Raw genomic sequence first — 17,916 nt, forward strand, 5'->3', positions numbered from 1 at the left:
AGGGTAGGGGCGCCCCTACCCTTGTGGTCGCCCCTGGTTGTTGGCTTTAGTTTGCTATTTGAAAATCCGTAGAAGCTTGATCCCCAGGGTTTTGCGCCTGTGCTAAGAGGATCAGGGTGAAGTTCGTACTATTTTGCGGTACGAGGAATGTCACCATTCCGGTTTTGCCACTCTCTCCCGTGGCAAAAGAGACCGGCAGCGTCGAAGCAATGGGGGAAAAGGTGGTGTTGCCGGACTGTAAGCGTATGTAGTCATAGGGAGAACCTGCAATCGCCTCTTGAGAGAGCGTATTATCCACCGACAGCGTCAGCGTGAGATAGCGCTTCCCCTTACTGGCCTGCTGGCCGCTGATGCTCAAGCTACTGGTCGCACTTGTAAGGGTGTAATTCAGCCCAAAATAGACCATCTGCCCATTCAGTTTCGTCGTTTTAGGCGCATACTTGCTCAAGTCTGCTTTGCCCGTTAAAGGAATATCCATCTGGGCCTGGTTTGCCGCGCCCAATTGTAGCGTCAGCTGGCTGATTTTATCGCTGGCGGGTACGGCAAAATCAATGACGGCGCTCTGTGTCGCGCCAGGAGCAATAGCTGGCTGCTCTTTGACATAGCTGGGTCCGATGCTGCTTTTTCCGGGCAAGAGCAATTGCGCGATCGTATAGTAGCTCCAACTCACCTTTACGCCAGTCTTATTTTGTTCTTGCAGGTTCAGGCGTACCATGCCATCTGTACTCGTCTTCGGATCGTCGAGAAAACTCTGCGACTGCTGCGCATTCACAACAGTAACTTCAACTCCGGCATAGGTAACAGTTGCATCGAGAGGCATGGTGGTGATAGGAGACTGCGATGCACTGCCACCCATGCTGGGCAGATGCAGGCCGGATGGCAGGACGACCACCAGGATAGCTACTACAATCAGCACCAATGAAAGGGCAAGTAATAGCATTGCGATTCCGCGCGGCCTCTTTCGTGGCGCTCGCTTCTGCGAAAAGTCGTGTGTCACCTTTGACTGTGGAGGCTCTGGGTACTGTGAAGTGGCTTGCTGATTCTTGAGCGGCGGTTGTCCGGCCTGCATTGATTCACTACTAAGACCACAGTTGGCACAGAATCGCTGGCCTGGGACTATTGGCACACCGCAACGCGGGCAATTGCGCGGAAGAACCTGTGTCATGCTTCGACGTGCGACCTTTCCAGAATACAAGCCTCTCTGAATGATTGTTTTATTTTGATTGTAGCACAGTTGGCGCAGGTGACTGTGAACTAACTCACAGACGGCATAATTTGCCAGGGGCCGATTCATCGACCCGCCAGTTGACCGTAGAGTACCTGGTAGAAATCCCACAGGTTCGGCGTGCCAAGCCCAGTTGTATAATCCCAGCCCGGAGTCGCGGGATAATAGAGGTTATTGCCACGCGTCACATCGAAGTAGGGATGCAGGCTGCCGGCATTATCAGCAACGACATAGAACATCTGTGGGGATGCAGTAAATTTCTCAATTTGCTGCATCAAGCCTTCATTGACCAGCGCCAGGCCCGCCGACCAGATTGGCGCGGCAGCACTGGTACCACCAACTGCTCCCCATTGTCCCTGAAAGTACACGGCCAGCGCGTAGGCGGCCGCGGCGATATCTGGAATCTGGCGATGGTTGCCATCCGAATACTGATTATTGACTCCTGCCGCGCTCTGCCAGCCCGGGCGAGCATACATCTCGCTGTTGCCGCCGCCGGTACCCCACTGGTTTTTACAGCGGGAAAGATTCGAAGAATCGGACCAGGCAATTTCATTGGCGCGGGTCTGATTCTGGTAGATGCTAAGCATTGTGCCACCGACCGCCGTTGCCCAGGGATCGCTGGCAGGGAAACTTACTGAGAGGCTCCTGTAAATTCCATCTGTAAAGGCTCCACAGTCGCCACTGGCAATAAAAACTCGCATGTGCTCCACGTTCGTGAGCAATTGCAGGCTCTGATCAATTGCGGCACGGTCGTTGCCTGTCAGATCGGTCTCGGTTGAGCCAAGGCTGATGCTCACTAAACTACCCGCATTCGCATTATTCGTGTTATCACTGATGATTTGCTGGAGCTCGTCGTTGACCTGCGACCAGATGTCATAATCGGCGTTGCCATCCGTTTGATAGTCAACGATATTGATCGAGCGCGCGAGTCCTGCTATCATTTCGATATCCAGCGTCGTTTCTCCCAGGGCATCGGTAGGAGCGCCATCCACGTTGACAATGCTCAAGTGCCCCTGGAAGTTGATGCAGTCGAAGTAGTTCTGAACATCGGAACCATAAAATCCGTCTATCTCAACAAGGTTCACCGTCATATTTTCGCCGTGCCATCCATGCGCCCAGAGCTGATCGTAGCCATAAGCATGCGCCACATCTTTCGGCAGCAATGTTTGATCGAGTGGATAACAATCCTGCCTGGAGTGGTTGTTGGGCCGCGGCAGATTGAAACCCGACAGAATCATATCGTGCTGTGGTTGCGGGCTGTAGTTATCCAACCCGGTGATAGCCACCATCGAGTCCACAATAAACTTCGGCAGTTTTGGCGCTGTGGCAGGCGCGTAGAAGGTGCGACCGTTATACTTATGCACAACAAAGTGAGTCTGCAAGAGCTTCGCAAAGGTGCTGGCTTTGGCATTAATAGAAAGGTTCGTGCGCAGCTTGCTCAGGCTGAGCGCGATCCCTTGCAGGTTAAAGAAGTCTTTAATTTTCTGATACGTGCTGTCACTGATGCCGATTTGATTGGCCAGGTTTTCCAGGTGCGAAGGTTGTCCCGGGCGGCCTTTCTGTCCTTCCAGTTTATTGATGATGCTCTGATTCACCTTGAACGTGACCCGAACATGCAACTGCGTATTATCGGGCAAGGGCCCTGCTACCGGCGAGTTGAGAGCCGCCTGTGGTATCCCTAAATCTACCGGCACCATCTCAATAGCCGTTGGGCCGCAGCTGGCTAAAAAGGGAACCAGCAAAAAGAGCAAGACCAGCCCGGCCATTACGAGATGACCGGGTCTATTGTGGAACAATGTATTTCGATGCGTCCCTGCATTCACGAATTCAACCTCCAAAGCAGTCATACTAGTGATGCTGAAATGAAGCAAACACTCGTAGAAGTTTCTTCTTCTATCACGGTGCAAGCATGAAAATCAGTTCAAAAGCAAGATGCTGCTGAAGAGGAGGTCTGAACAGCTTATGGTTCAGGCGCTCTTGCGCTTCCGCATTGATAGCAGAAGCGCTCTCCAGAGGCCTGTATGCTCGGCGAGCCGCAAACAGCACACAACTGCGTTAACTCTGTGCCACAATATATGCAATAGCGCCAGCCAGGCAGCCCCTCGCGTTTGCATGAGAGGCAGAGCCTGCTTTGCGCTGCGAGATCGGCAAAGAAACCATCACCAATACGCACCTGCCGGCTGAAACGGGTAGGATAGAGCGCTTCCCTGTTAATCCCCTCGATACTTTTCGTTGTGGCGATAACGGTGACTGTTGGATTGTAGTCGAAAGCATCCATCTCAACCAGCACCTGTTTCCAGCACTGGGCGCGCACTTCAGGGTTGCGGATTTCTGCCAGGGCATCCAGATCATCGATGAAAAGGATGCGCGGAGAGACAGCCCTTAGCTGTTCGAAGCTACGATGAATCACTTTGCGCCCTACCTGGTCGGCTTTGCTGTCCTTGAGCAAGTTGTACTCATGGAGCGGCAGATCAAAATCCTCAAGAGTCATCGCGCCGGAGTCGAGCGCGTTGAGCATAGCAACGAGAGTCGCCATAGATAAAGAGATCAGCGCGACTGCTGCTTCGGATGCCGTGGCCTTGACGAGCAGCGTCCGGTCAGTGCAGGGATGACCAACCAGCAATGTTCCGAACAGGTATTCTCTTTTCGTCCTGTTATATAGCACTGGATGTCTTAGATAAGAGGCAACTTCGCGCAATTGTGCCTTCGCTGCATCCATGCCCTGTATATCGGCATAGGTGATGGTAGGACGCTCAAACGCGGTAAGCACGCGCCGGGCAGCGCCTGTGCTGAAGCTGACTATGACCTGTTCGCGGATGCGAGAGTAAATAAGCTGGTCCATGAAAACGGTGTAGTCGGCGCCCGTTACGGTAAGTATCGGCGTTGTCTGCAGAGCATCGGTAGATAAGAGCAACACCATAAGCGCATGGGTCGATGGATGGCGCATCGTACTCAACAAGAGATGGGCGGGCAGTATTTGCTCCGAGCCTATATACATAGCGAAGGTAGAAGCCCAATTCAGGCATGCCAGCGCATCAACTGAGAGCGGCCAGTTGACATCATCCGGCCCATAATAACCATCTGATGCGAGAACGATGGATAACCCGGCGCTAGCCGCCCGGGGGTCTATGCCCAGTTCCCGCAGTATCTTCCTGGCTTCGCCATCGCCTTGCCTGAGAGCGCCGAGCAAGAGATGTTCTGGATAGACCTCCGGGGCCTGCATGCGTACAGCTTCTTGTTGTGCCAGCTGGATTGCTTCGCGGGTAGAGGTTGCCAGTCGATCTATGTCAAGCGTGATGGGGAAACGAATCTCAGTTATGACCATGTTCATAGAATCTTCCTTTTATCTGAATGAGGATGTCGTAATCACTATTCAAATTCCTGATCCCAGCGAGGTTATCCGAGATATAATAATACTACTCCAATTCCTCACCACATTCAAAACAGAACCGTGCCCCTTCAATCTCTGGATAAGGAGCGCCGCACTTTGGACAGGCCTTCATTAAAGATGCCCCACAATAGACGCAATGTTTCCAGCCGGGTAAGATTGATTGTTTGCACGCGGGACATGTGCTAGCCTGCCCTGGTGCCATCTCCTCGTCATACCGTTTTTCGCCGGTAAAGTATGCTAATAGTGCCTCAGATGATGGTAAAAGCGGTGCCAGGTACGATTGAATGCGGTTGCGTAGCAAGATGCTCAAAAGTAAGTGGTCTGGATAGACAAGCGTTGAGTGGATTTGATTTGCAAAGGATATCGCCCAATCAAGGCATTCCAGCGATTCTTGTGAAAATGGCCGCATCTGATCTGTTTCTTTGCTGCCAGATACTGTTGTGAACCCCGAAGCATTGAGGGTTTCGTCAAATGGAGATGAGACATCATCTTCGATACGATTTTTCTCATCTTCCTCTCCTGGTTCATCTTCAATATCCACCTCATCGACCTGTCTGAGGCTCAAACCCAGGCGTCGACGAGCCGGATCAAGGCGCAGGATACGCATGCGGAGCTGCTGTCCCTCGTGCAAGTTGTTTCCAGGAACCATGTCGGGAGCCAGCTCTGATAAGTGAATAAGCCCCTCGATGCCGTCCTCGATGCGGGCAAATACACCAAAAGGAGCAATTCTGGTAATGGTGCCGGTGACGACCTGGCCAACTTTATAGCGCTGCTCTACCGTTTTCCAGGGATTCGCCTGCGCGCGTTTAATCGACAGCGCGATTTTCTTTTTCTCCTTATCGACGCTCAATACCTGTACTTCCACCTCCTGCCCAATCTTGAACAGTTCACCAGGGTGATTAACAGGATTCCAGGATAGCTGGCTGACATGCATCAGACCCTCTACTCCTCCCAGGTCTACAAAGAGACCAAAGCTGGCGATATTGCTAACCACACCGCGACGGATTTCACCGGGCTGTAATTCTGCTATGAGTTTTTCGCGACGTTGTAGTTGCCACTCTTGATAAGCTCTCCGTTCTGCCACGAGATAATACTGAAAAAAATCAGGTTGGGACCTCTTCTCAAGAAACGGATATTGAGCGTATAGATAAGAATGCATGTGGATCGCGGTTAAATCCAGGTTGAGAGAAGCCGACATGTGTACTACTCTGGCGTCATTCTGTTTAATAAGCCCCATCAAGATATGTTCCGGCAAAATTTCTTTTGCTCGCATAATCGCGGCGTTCGATTGAGCCGCTAGCAGCGCGTAACGGGTTGTGAGAGCTAATTTACCAGGCTCAGGAATCTGTTGCATCCAATTGACGCTGTCGCTCATATTACTGTTCCTCCAATGAGCTTCCACACTCGAAGCAGAACCGTGCCCCCTCGATTTGTGGGCGCGGAGCGCCACATTTGGGACAGGCTCTCGCTAACGATGCCCCACAGAAGACGCAATGCTTCCAATTGAGCTGAACGGGACGCTTGCAGGCCGGACACAGGCTTGCTTGCGCAGTAATGTTGATGCTGGGAGTAGCAATCGGCTGTACATGTAATCGTCCCGATACGGTAGTTTGTGGTCGAGCGGCCGAATCGAGGTAAACTACTTTCAAACGCCCTCCCATGCGGTTCGGAGCCAGCATCCAGCGACCGCGATCATTCAGTTCATTGGCTGTTATAACCACCACTTTTTGCTGGCTCGCGTTGAGCCTCGACATCTCCTCAAACAGTGGTTTCAGCAAATGTTCTCCCGTCTCCCGATTCATCGTTGGAACAAAAGTATCCAGGTCGTCGATCAGGATGACACATGGTGAAGATTTTGTCTGGTCGAAGAGCCCGCGTATCAGGCCGCGCCCGCTTTTCAGGGAGTTGTAATCTCGAACGGGAAGATTGAAGTCTTCGATACGCCTGTTGTCCCGTTCGACTTCGCGAATAATCTCAAGCATCGTCTGCGCGGAGAGTGTGAGCAAAGGCACATTCGCCTCTCCCGCCAGTGCCCGTACAAGCAGGGTCCTTTCGCTTGTGCGCGGCCCGATCAGCAGCACGCCGGATGGCGCTAGACGATTTGTAGCCTCCGTATCCCGTGGCAGCTTCAGAAAATCGACCACGTCTTGCAGATTGCTTTTGACCTCGTCCAATCCAGGGAGATCTGCGAAGGTCATAGTGGGACGCTCGAACGTTTTGAGAATGCGCCTGGAATTCCCAAACTGCACGGTGACGATGCTGGGACTGCGCATGCCATTCAGCAGCAACTGATCCATGTAACCAGCGTAAACAGGCCCCATGCCTTCCATGAGGCGGGACAGCAGAACGTCGGGTGATGGCAGCAGCGAGCCAAGGAACGCCTGCACGCGGTGATGGCTTAAAACGCTCAAAAGCAGGTGGTCGGGATTGACAGATGGTATCTGGTAGAGCATCGCGCCGGTAATGGCCCAATCGATACACTCCTGCGCCTCAATAGTAAGTGGTAAAGGGCTATTGGGAGCATCTACAAACGTACGAGTATCGAAAACCTCGGCTGCACGCGCGAGTATAGCCTCTGCATCCAATCCTAATACGCCCAATATCCTGTTTACTCCATCGTCGTTTGAGCGGAGAAGGCTCAGTAAGAGATGCTCTGGAGATACTGCTCTCGCGCCCATATCCAGCGCGGCCAGTTCCGCGAAGCGCAATACGTTGCGCACCGGTAAGAGCCAATCAGGGTCGGGTTCTTGCATGCCCGTTGTCACATTATTCATTCCTTGCTCCTTCATGAAAGCTTCCGTAATCAGGTCTTCAACCAGCTGGCTCTGCCGCCGCTGCTTGCCAGGGTAGCGCCTGGCCGTCAATTCTTCGAGTTTTTGCTTGGCTGATTCGCTGAGATTAAAGTGCTGCCGGTGTTGTGTTGTTTGCTTCTCGTCCAATTTACGTTCACCTCCTCTATTTGGCACAATTATAGCCCAATTTTTGGGCCTTATCAAGGGGAAAATGCATGAATTTCGTGATGAAACAGGTGGTTGTCCAGAAGTTCATCAGCTCATATGTGATGACCTGGCTGCATGAAGGGGCACGAGAGATTCTTCGCTGCGCTCAGAATGACACTCCGGGCCTGTCATTCTGAGCGCAGCGAAGAATCTCTGGCAAGAAGCTGTGCAGCCGCTCCGACTTGTGTCGCTCAGCCTACTTCTGAGGAATCACCGGGACGAAACTGATGCTGCTGTGCCAATTTCGTGGTATAATAGTAAGGTTATTGGAAAGAATATTCTATGAAAAGCATGTTAAAGGACGGAACGGCATGCCAGAATTCAAGGTGGAGGCACCATTTTATCCGACGGGCGATCAGCCGGAAGCCATTGAGCAACTGGCCGAGGGAATTCGCAAGGGGTATAAGATGCAGACGCTGCTGGGCGTGACGGGCAGCGGCAAAACGTATACAGTCGCGAAAATCATCGAGCAGGTGCAGAAGCCAACGCTGGTACTGGCGCCGAATAAGACGCTCGCGGCGCAGCTATACAGCGAATTCAAGGAGTTTTTCCCCAACAACGCGGTAGAGTATTTCGTCTCTTACTACGACTACTACCAGCCAGAAGCATACATCCCGCGCACAGACACCTATGTCGAAAAAGAGAGCATGCTGAACGAGGAGATCGAAAAACTGCGCCTTTCGACGACGCGCAGCCTGTTCGAACGTAGGGATGTTCTGATAGTCGCCTCGGTCTCCTGCATCTACGGCCTGGGCAGTCCAGAGGAATATGGAGAGGTCGTGCTGACGCTGAAGGTGGGTGAGGAACGTCGTAGAGACAAAATACTGCGCCACCTGACGGACATCCAATACGAGCGCAACGACTCCAACTTCATTCGCGGGCGCTTCCGCGTGCGCGGCGATGTGCTTGAAATCTTCCCGGCCTACGAGGATGTCGCCGTGCGTATCGAGTTTTTTGGCGATGAGATCGAGCGCATGACCGAGATCGACCCACTGACCGGCGAGGTGCTGGGCAAGAGGCAGCGCCTGGATATCTACCCCGCCAAACACTGGGTGACGACGCAGGAACGATTGAATCACGCCATTGAACTGATCGAGGCCGAATTAGAAGAACGCCTGGCGCAACTGGAAGCCGAGGGCAAAGTGCTTGAGGCGGCGCGTTTGAAGCAGCGTACCAACTTCGATATCGAAATGTTGCGCGAAACCGGCTTCTGTTCGGGCGTTGAGAACTATTCGCGCCACCTGGCGGGCCGTGCGGCGGGCGAGCAGCCCTGGACGCTGATGGACTACCTGCCGGACGATTACCTGCTGGTCGTAGACGAGTCGCACGTGGCACTGCCGCAGGTGCGCGGTATGTATGCCGGCGACCGCTCGCGCAAGCAGGTGCTGGTCGATTACGGTTTCCGCCTGCCCTCGGCCCTGGATAACCGCCCACTGACCTTTGCCGAGTTCGAGCGCCAGATCAACCAGGCGCTCTTCGTCTCGGCCACGCCTGGGCCATACGAGTACGAGCATAGCCAGGCAGTCGTGGAACAGGTCATTCGCCCGACGGGCCTGCTCGACCCGCAGATCAGCGTGCGCCCGACCCGGGGCCAGATCGATGATCTGATCGTAGAGATACGCAACCGTGTCTCCAAGGGACAGCGCGTCCTGGTAACGACCTTGACCAAGAAGATGGCCGAGGACCTCGCGGACTACCTGCAAGAGCTAAGCATCAAGGTACATTACCTGCACTCTGAAATCGATACGATTGAGCGTGTTGAGATTTTGCGCGACCTGCGACTGGGCGTTTACGACGTGGTTGTCGGCATCAACCTGCTGCGCGAGGGATTGGATCTACCCGAGGTCTCGCTGGTGGCCATTCTCGATGCCGATAAAGAGGGCTTCTTGCGTTCGGAGGGTTCGCTGATTCAGATGATTGGGCGTGCCGCGCGCCACGTCGAGGGCAGCGTAATCATGTATGCCGATACGGTCACAAAGTCGATGCAGCGCGCTATCGACGAGACGAACCGCCGTCGCAAAATTCAGACTGCTTTCAATGAGCGCAACAATATTACGCCTCGTGGCATCAAGAAGGACGTGAAGACCCTATCCGAGCGCATCAAGGCGATGAGCGGCGCGAATGCCGAAGCTGCCGATAGTAAGGCAGTGGCAACGGTTCTCGCGACCATTCCGAAGGAAGAGGCGCTGCGCTTGATTCGGGACCTGGAATCACAGATGCGTAACGCGGCCAAGCAGCTAGAATTTGAGAAGGCGGCACAACTGCGCGACCAGATTATTGAGATCCGGCGGGCCATGGTCGAATAGAGAATCCTTCTGGACATCCGCGGGCCAGAGGGTGTGAAAGAATTTATCAAGGCCTGGGCATCTCTATAATTTCTTCATGTTGAGTAGGCTGTGCCTGCGTGTGTAAACTTCGAGCAGTTCTTTCAAGAGAGCGGTGACGCGCGGGAGTGAAGATGCCAGTGACAGTCATCAGCACCCCTAACAATCCCATGAGCAGCAAGGTATCTCGCGCGCCAATATGGGCTGATGTAACTGTAAAGATGGCCGCTCTGTGGCATGAGTGCAACTTCTCCCTCAGCAAGACTATTCAATAATTGGCAGCAAGATATGCGAAGCATGTATCTCATTATGTAGCACAGTATTTGTTGCGACCTGTCCCTGGGTTTCCTCTCCAAACATACCACCAGTATTCAGGTTGCGGTCATAGCGCGGGAAATCGCTGCTCGTCACCTCTACCCGCAGGCGGTGTCCGGCCTGAAACACCTGAGCCGTCGACCACAAATCTATCTCAAACGTATAGACCTCTCCCGGCACCATCAGCTCGGTTCGTTCCAACGAATTGCGAAATCTGGCGCGTAGAATACCATCGCAGACGGACATCGAGCGGCCATCCGGCCAGACATCGCATAGGCGCACGACCCAGTCTGTATCAGGAGCAGTTGACATGCCGTAAAGGACGGCTTTTACGGGGCCAATGATGGTTAAATCCTGTTTGAGTGGCTGGGTCGTGTAGGTGAGCATCCGGCCCTCAACCGGGCGATGGTCCTTGGGTCCCAGTTCAGGATAGGTGAGCAGGCTGGGTACCGGGTCTTCAGGGTCATATTCGTAGCTATCTTCCGCCTCGGAATGCTCCGGCGGCTCAAAAGAGAGGTGGCCGCTGTTCAGTGAGGTTTCGCTTTTGCCTGCGCCTCCGCGGAAGTATAACGGGCGATAGGTTATGTTCTCCGGCGGCCATGCTTGCATCTCCAGCCAGCGGTTCGCGCCCATCAGGAAGATACGCACCGGCGGATCATTCATGATGCCGTTCTCTATGCCCTTGAGCCAGTAGTCGTACCAGCGCAATCGATAGTCATACAGGTCGAAAGCGGCTTCCGGCCCGAAATCCAGTTCACCCACCTCACTTTTACCGATGTTAGTGGGGCCATGAATCCAGGGGCCGATGATCAGCCGCTGGTTGGCACGGCATTCTGGTGTTCTCCCATGCGCCCGGATGCCCTGGAAACTGCGCAATGTGCCATCGAGAAAGCAATCGAACCAGCCTCCTAAATGCAGAATTGGTACATCCACCTCTGAATACTTGAGCGAGAGGTTCATAGGCCACCAGTACAGTCCATCTTCCGGGTGGTTCAAGTCCTCGAAATACCAGCCGGCAAGCTCTTCCAATGGTGGGCAGGATTTGAGGGGCAGGTGACGAAACCAGTCATCCATATTCGCCACGGCATCCTCGAGACCTTCTCGCTGTGCCTCCATACCTGGAGGAGCTGTTTCATGCTTCAAGCCGGCCAGTATCTCTTGCAGCGTCCAACCAAGATTGAGAGCGAGTTGGAATGCGCCATAGCGGTAGAGAAAATCACGATAATGATCTGAGCCACCTTCGCGGACAAAGAGCGCCTTTAAGTGTGGCGGGCGTGTTGGCGCGACCAGGTATTGTGTGAAGCCAGAGTAGGAGCCATCGACCATTCCTACGTTGCCATTCGACCACGGCTGTGTCCCGGCCCATTCGATGGTATCATAGCCATCCTGGTGTTCGCCCCAGGCATCATCGCGAAACACCTCGAATTTTCCCTCTGATGCGTAGCGCCCGCGCACATTTTGCCCAATGAATACATATCCACGACTGGCGAAATATTCACCTTTATACTGGCAGCGCTGCGTCAATTCATAGGCAACGCGCTCAAGAATGACGGGATAGCGCCCCTCTAGCTGTGGCCGGTACACATCCGCGCGCAGGACGGTGCCATCACGCATGGGGATGGGTACATTGCGCTCGACCTGGATTGTGTGGGTGGGTTGGGATTGCATGAGATACTCTCCAGTGTCGTCTTTCAATCGATACAGATCCTTACTTCGCAGTATTGTACCATCCAGGGCTTAGGTTTTAAAGTGATCTCAGGCAGTCTAGCAGGAGAATTTGCTTTTCGGGCGAACGAAAGTACTCACTGGTGATTCCCTATAAGCGGACGAGAGATTCTTCGTTGCACTCAGAATGACATGGTGGACATGTCATTCTGAGTGCAACGAAGAATCTCTCGTCCCTTTCATGCAGCTGAGCCACCTCAGCTGAACCGAGGGACTTATGGGGAATCACCAGAGTACTCAGGCTACCAGAAAATACACCAGATGGTACAATAGTAGTTGCTGGCACCTGCCGATCACATTTTCCCAGAAAGGACAACCATCCATGGCTCATGACCATCACGATCATATGCCGGATCACCATCAACCTACCCAGAGTGACTACCTGAGCGGGCCGCAAATACTGCCACGGCGCGTTCATCCCAATATGACCGTTGCCGAACTGATTGATCAACAGTACCAGGCATATAACGCCGCCCGGCTCAATGAAGCTGCGCGGCTCTATGTCGAGCAAATGCTGGCGCTTGAAAATGATGTCACCATCGGCCTCACTATGGCCGGCGCGCTTACTCCCGCCGGTCTGGGTGGATGCATCCTGACCTTGATGGACTATGGATTCGTTGATTTCATCATCAGCACGGGTGCGAATCTGTACCACGATATGCATTACGCGCTCGCCATGGCACTGCACCGTGGAGATTTTCGCCTGGATGATACGAAATTACAGGAAGAGGGGGTGATTCGCATTTATGATATCCTCTTCTCAGACCGGGTATTGCTCGATACCGATGCGTTCGTGCGCGAATCCTTAAAAAGTTTGCCCAATCGACCCATCTCAACGTCGGAACTGCATTATCACCTCGGTACACAATTGCTCAAGGCCGGTGTGAACCCTGAGTATTCGGTGCTGGCCCAGGCCGCGGCCTGGAATGTTCCGATCTACACCTCATCGCCGGGCGATTCGTCTATTGGCATGAATGTAGCGCGTAACGCCCTTGACGGAAGCCGGCTGACGCTCGATCCCCTGGCCGACGTTAATGAGACGACGGCAATTGTGCATCATGCCACGCGGAACGGTGTTATCATTCTCGGTGGCGGCAGCCCCAAGAACTTCTACCTGCAAACACAGCCTCAATTGTGGGAAGTCCTGGGCATCCAGAAAGGTGGGCATGACTTCTTTATTCAGATCACGGCTGACGCACCCCATTGGGGTGGTCTCTCCGGCGCGACACCATCCGAAGCTGTCTCATGGGGCAAGATCAAGCCGGATCAGCTCAATAGCACGGTTGTCATCTATGGTGATTCCACTATTGCTTTACCTCTCCTCACAGCTTACGCGGTAAGTAAAGCCCAACGGCGCCCGCGCAAAGAATTGTTTGTGCAGCGAGAAAAACTCTTACAAGAGTTGCATGAGGCGTATATGAAGGGAAAAGAGATGAGGCCGTAGGAGCTGAGCGTAACGAAGTGAAGTCCATATCAATCCTTCGCGCCCACCGCCAATACATCGGATTGACAGCCTGGCCATCTTACTTTGCGCAACCACATTACCGGGTAAGAGCGTGAAAGGGATTGATGGCTTGTAACTACTGTTGCGATTAGATCGAACCGATCTCCGACATTAGGTGGATTAACAGATTGCCATTAGATGGAGGCAGCCTGGTTATTAGATACAAGATGCGCATACGTTAATTTGCATTAGCTTGACAATCTAATGTATAATACCCTGGTGTGCGAAAATTTGCCTATGTCGTACATGGACAATGCTACTGGTGGGGAACCTGTAGGAACGGTGGAGTAGCAGAATGGCAAACCAGCTTATAGTCTAGTAACAATGGAGGTTTGTTCGATGCTTGTGCATTTGATGCTGGAACTCTATGGGTGTGATCGGGAACTCCTGACCAACGAACTCCTCGTGAGGCGCGTACTGGATGAGTATCCAGAGCGCGTACAGATGGAGAAGGTCAGCCCTGTACACCTGTATCAGATTGAAACGTCTAACCCGCTGGATGCCGGTTTATCCGGTTTCGTGGTGATCGCGCAGAGCCATATCAGCCTGCATGCCTGGCCCGAGTACGGTGAAGTCGATATCGACATCTGTTCGTGCAAGGAGTTCAGCCAGGAAGACGCTATTGCTTTCGCGAAAGAGATGTTTCAGACCGACGACGTAGAGTCGCATTTCGTTGTACGCGGCAACCGCTCTCTGCGACCGGAAACGCCCGATCCAGAGCGCTATGAAGCTGCCATGGCCGCTCGCATGGCGAAAATGGCGGTGCGCTAAAAAGAAGGACATTGATGCTATGAATGAACCGCTTGTGACCCAGTTTGGTGCCCCTGATGCGCCCTATTGCGACCCGGCTACCGCCCATGTGACGATCATTCCGGCTCCGCTGGAATATAGCGTATGCTACATAAAAGGGACCGAACACGGGCCACAGGCGATTCTTAATGCCTCAAGCCAGATGGAATTATACGATGAGGAACTTGATTGGTGTCCCATCGAAGCTGGTATTTATACTCGCCCATCCCTCGATTACAGCGGCATGGATCATAGCGCTGCCCTGAAAGCGACCGGCGATGCCGCGCGTGAAGTCTTGCAGCGCGGGCAGCTTCCATTGACGATCGGCGGCGAGCATTCTCTCTCCGCGCCTGTTATTGCCGCCGTACATAATTATTTCCCTGATCTCATGGTTGTTCACATCGATGCCCATGGTGATTTGCGCGATCAGTATGAAGGCACACCTCTTTCTCATGCCTCGATTGAAAGACGTGTGGTAGATATGGGCATTCCTCTGACAGAAATCGGTATTCGCAGTTTCAGCCCTGAAGAGGCCGAGTTCATGAAGACGCGGCCCAATGTGGCGATTGTCTGGGGCTACCAGATGGCTAATGGAACGGCAATTATCCCCTGGGAGCGCCTGAGCAAGCACACCTATGTCACCATTGACCTCGACGCGCTCGATCCCTCAGAAATGCCCGCCGTTGGAACCCCCGAACCTGGCGGCCTGCACTGGTATCAACTCCTTGATCTCTTCCGAGAAATCTGCCGCCGCACTACCATAGTTGGTATGGATGTAGTTGAACTCTGTCCGATGCCGGGACAGGTACGAGCCGATTTCCTGGCCGCCAAACTGGTCTATAAGATGATCGGCTACCGCTTTGCCGGGCTACGTTAGCGGGTCTGGCCCCAGGCCGGTGATGAATTTTCACGAACAAAACCGATAATCTAAGTGGTCTTAGCCGTGTCATTCTGAGCGCAGCGAAGAATCCCTGGCGCGCTGGACACGGATTCTTCGCTGCGCTCAGAATGACACGGCATGGGGCGCTTCCCGATTGTGATGATAAAAATTCATTATCGGCCCCTACGCTCCATTGCGCAGTTTGTACACTTTGATAGCAACTTGCAGGGTGAGCCAGTTGCTGCGTTCTTGCAGATCGATATCACATAACGATTGCAGGCGATCCAGGCGCTGGATGAGCGTATTGCGATGGACATACAACCGGTTGGAGGTGCGTGTGAGATTTCCGGCGCACTCGAGGTAGGTTTCCAGCGTATCCAACAAATCAGTTCCCTTGCGTGCGTCGTAGTTGGCGATGCGCCCGACCTGGTCCTGATACATATCGCGTAAGTCATCCATGCGCGCGATCTTATACAGGTAGCGATAGACCCCTAAATCGTTGAAATGCGTTACGTCTCCTTCGCGGTTCAGACTCTGCCCCATTTGCAACGCCTCGCCAGCCTCGGCGAAGCCGCGCCGGTAGTCGCTCGCATTGCGGCATATATTGCCGATGCCTGCCGAGAGATGTACTTTATGCTCGTTGCGCATCTGCTGGAACAAGTCGCGCAGCCACGTTTTCAAACGCGAACCTGATGGATCCTTACTGAGGCAAACGATGCAGGTAAGCAGATTCTCCCGCTCATACACTAATGATCCAGGAAAATTATCCAGAAGCCGCCGCCGTATCTGCCCGCTAATACGTTTGTGCGTCTCGAGCCGATCAGTAGTGGCGGGAGTGGGAACCTGGCGGGTAGAGGAGCTTGCTCCGACCTGGGAAGCCTGCTCCGCTCTGAGATGTGGAGCTTGCGGAGCGCCTTTCCATTCTCTCGCGCCCCGCTGTTCTTCCAGGTGAACTCCCCGCCCGCTTGATTCCCGCGACTGTGTATGTTGTGCTGTACTGTATCCATACTCTTCGCCATCACCGGCATCAACATGCGCGATTTCAATCGTCACAATAGCATGAGGCCTGGATAGATCACAGCCGAGAAAGTTTGCGCGCTGGCGTAGCGTATCTTCTGAATCATATGTCCCTTGCGCCAGATCATCAAAGAAGCCCTTGATGAGATTCTTCTGCGCCAGCAAATCCACCAGGTGGCTGTTCTTAATTGCCAGCGCTACCTGGTTGGCGATGGTGCTTAACAGCGTCGAATCTTCTGCTGTATAGCGTCGTGCCTTACTCGAATAACAATTGATCAGCCCGAGATGTTCAGTCCCGGCGATTAATGGCAGGGAGAGCAACGACTTATAATGCGAATCTTTTACGGGATTCAGGTGTTCCAGTACGTGCGTGCTCGTCTCGGATAGTTGTCCCTGGGGGGATGTAGAGGCCGCGAGTGAAGCTTGCGGAGCACCTTTCAATTCTATCGCGCCCTGGACCGGGGCTACTCGCAACTTATCCCAGGCCTGTCGATCAATGTCAATTGTTCGAAAGCTTAGCGCGCGATCGCTTAGATGAGGCGATGAGGCGCGTACCGTCAGGCGCCCGCGAGTCGAGTCGAGCAACATGATCACACAAAGATCAACTTCTATGATCTGCGCCGTCAGGGTTGCAAGCGAGCGCAGCATATCATCGAGATATTGGCCCGAACTGATCGTCTGGCTCAACACTGAGAGATTCGTTAAAATGTTCAGCTTCCTCTGTGTACTTTCGTACAGCTGTGCATTCTCAATGGCTCTGGCAGCCAGAGCCGCCGTATTGCTCACAAACACCTGGTGTTGTTCAGTAAACTCGTATGGCGCGGCAGTGTGCATCGTAATGATGCCGATCAGGTGGCGATCTTTGGCAACGATAGGCACGGTCATTGTTGACTGGAACTTCTCTTCCTCTAATTCTGGAAAATAGCGGAAGCGTGGGTCGTTCATGGCCTCTTCTTTCAGGATCACCGGTTGCAATGTCATGCCAACCCAGCCCGTAATCCCCTCGCCGAGAGCCAGTTCGATCTTGCCCACCAGGTGCGAGTATGGCTCGCTCGTACTGGCCAGAATCAGGCGTTCTTTATCCCGATTAAAGAGGTAAATGAAAGCAGCGTGACAGGAAATGGCGCGCACAAGCGTGTCCACCAGGTGGCGCAGTACTACATCAAGCTTCAGAGTCGATCCTACTGTTGAGATTACCTCGTTCAGCAAGGTGTTTTCCTGTGTGCGCGCATCAAGTGCCGCCCGCAGCTCAGCAATTTCTCGCAGAAGCTCATCGATTGTGCGCTCAGGCACATGACCTGCACCATCTTCCGGCGAAACCAGTTTGGAAGACATGCCGACCTCCTGATCTTTTCCTGCATACACCATATATGATGGGCATTGTACCTGTTTTCCTCCCTCGCGTCTAGGGTTTTGCCCTCCCCTTTTGCTAATTCCTACCAATGTTCGTCTCTATACTGCGATTTTCCTTGCTTATCGACGGTTTTTAAGTGCTACTTCGTAACATAATGCCTATAGATCAACATTCATCGCAAACCTTTGGTAATCTGAGCGACCCAGGCCGTGTCATTCTGAGCGCAGCGAAGAATCTGAGTGCAACGAGACCGAGATTCCCCGCTTCGATTGGAAAAATTCATTAGGGACAGGTCTTGTGCCTGCCCCGGATACTAAACAATAAAAATTCCATAAAATTTATCATCAAGCTGTTCCAACCAGAGAAAACTACTGGTAAGATCACCTTGATTCT

The 17,916-nt window shown here is 53.2% G+C and carries 12 protein-coding genes; 5 read left to right on the forward strand and 7 right to left on the reverse strand.

Annotation, left to right across the window (positions count from 1 at the left end; all coding sequences use genetic code 11):
• Positions 1-46: 46 nt before the first annotated feature.
• The 5 genes from VFA09_22730 to VFA09_22750 all read right to left on the reverse strand — a co-directional run bounded on the left by VFA09_22730 (position 47) and on the right by VFA09_22750 (position 7,555).
• Positions 47-1,165 carry a hypothetical protein gene (locus VFA09_22730; GenBank protein ID HZU70105.1) on the reverse strand — a complete coding sequence of 373 codons (1,119 nt, stop codon included), beginning with the start codon at positions 1,163-1,165 and terminating at the stop codon, positions 47-49.
• 125 nt (positions 1,166-1,290) lie between these two features.
• Positions 1,291-3,072, reverse strand: coding sequence for a S53 family peptidase (locus VFA09_22735; protein HZU70106.1), 1,782 nt, complete (start codon positions 3,070-3,072; stop codon positions 1,291-1,293).
• A 113-nt stretch (positions 3,073-3,185) separates the two neighbouring features.
• On the reverse strand, positions 3,186-4,556 hold the full coding sequence (locus VFA09_22740; protein ID HZU70107.1) for an AAA family ATPase: 1,371 nt from the start codon (positions 4,554-4,556) through the stop codon (positions 3,186-3,188).
• Between the two features lie 85 nt (positions 4,557-4,641).
• Entirely contained in the window at positions 4,642-5,991 is a 1,350-nt protein-coding gene (locus VFA09_22745) for a S1 RNA-binding domain-containing protein (GenBank protein ID HZU70108.1), read from the reverse strand.
• Position 5,992: 1 nt separating this feature from the next.
• A complete protein-coding gene (locus tag VFA09_22750; protein ID HZU70109.1) occupies positions 5,993-7,555 on the reverse strand; it encodes an AAA family ATPase in 1,563 nt (520 codons plus the stop codon).
• A 68-nt stretch (positions 7,556-7,623) separates the two neighbouring features.
• Between VFA09_22750 and VFA09_22755 the strand changes: the two genes are divergently transcribed.
• Together VFA09_22755 and uvrB are read left to right on the forward strand one after the other, a co-directional pair.
• Positions 7,624-7,752 (forward strand): hypothetical protein, encoded by a 129-nt coding sequence (locus VFA09_22755; GenBank protein HZU70110.1) that lies wholly within the window; start codon positions 7,624-7,626, stop codon positions 7,750-7,752.
• A gap of 174 nt (positions 7,753-7,926) precedes the next feature.
• The gene (gene uvrB, locus VFA09_22760) at positions 7,927-9,921 is read left to right on the forward strand and encodes an excinuclease ABC subunit UvrB (GenBank protein ID HZU70111.1); all 1,995 of its coding nucleotides are present in this window, start codon (positions 7,927-7,929) and stop codon (positions 9,919-9,921) included.
• A 282-nt stretch (positions 9,922-10,203) separates the two neighbouring features.
• On the opposite strand, the gene VFA09_22765 is transcribed toward uvrB, so the two are convergent.
• Complete coding sequence (locus VFA09_22765) at positions 10,204-11,922, reverse strand: CocE/NonD family hydrolase (GenBank protein HZU70112.1); 1,719 nt, start codon at positions 11,920-11,922, stop codon at positions 10,204-10,206.
• Between the two features lie 379 nt (positions 11,923-12,301).
• On the opposite strand from VFA09_22765, the gene speY reads away from it, so the two are divergent.
• The 3 genes from speY to speB all read left to right on the forward strand — a co-directional run bounded on the left by speY (position 12,302) and on the right by speB (position 15,149).
• Positions 12,302-13,423, forward strand: coding sequence for a deoxyhypusine synthase (gene speY / locus VFA09_22770; GenBank protein ID HZU70113.1), 1,122 nt, complete (start codon positions 12,302-12,304; stop codon positions 13,421-13,423).
• Between the two features lie 399 nt (positions 13,424-13,822).
• A complete protein-coding gene (locus VFA09_22775; GenBank protein HZU70114.1) occupies positions 13,823-14,254 on the forward strand; it encodes an S-adenosylmethionine decarboxylase in 432 nt (143 codons plus the stop codon).
• A gap of 19 nt (positions 14,255-14,273) precedes the next feature.
• Complete coding sequence (gene speB, locus VFA09_22780) at positions 14,274-15,149, forward strand: agmatinase (GenBank protein HZU70115.1); 876 nt, start codon at positions 14,274-14,276, stop codon at positions 15,147-15,149.
• A 186-nt stretch (positions 15,150-15,335) separates the two neighbouring features.
• Here speB and VFA09_22785 read toward each other — a convergent pair whose 3' ends face one another.
• Entirely contained in the window at positions 15,336-17,504 is a 2,169-nt protein-coding gene (locus VFA09_22785) for a GAF domain-containing protein (GenBank protein ID HZU70116.1), read from the reverse strand.
• Positions 17,505-17,916 lie beyond the last annotated feature (412 nt).

The sequence above is a fragment of the Ktedonobacteraceae bacterium genome (assembly GCA_035653615.1).
In the GTDB taxonomy this organism is placed as follows: domain Bacteria; phylum Chloroflexota; class Ktedonobacteria; order Ktedonobacterales; family Ktedonobacteraceae; genus DASRBN01.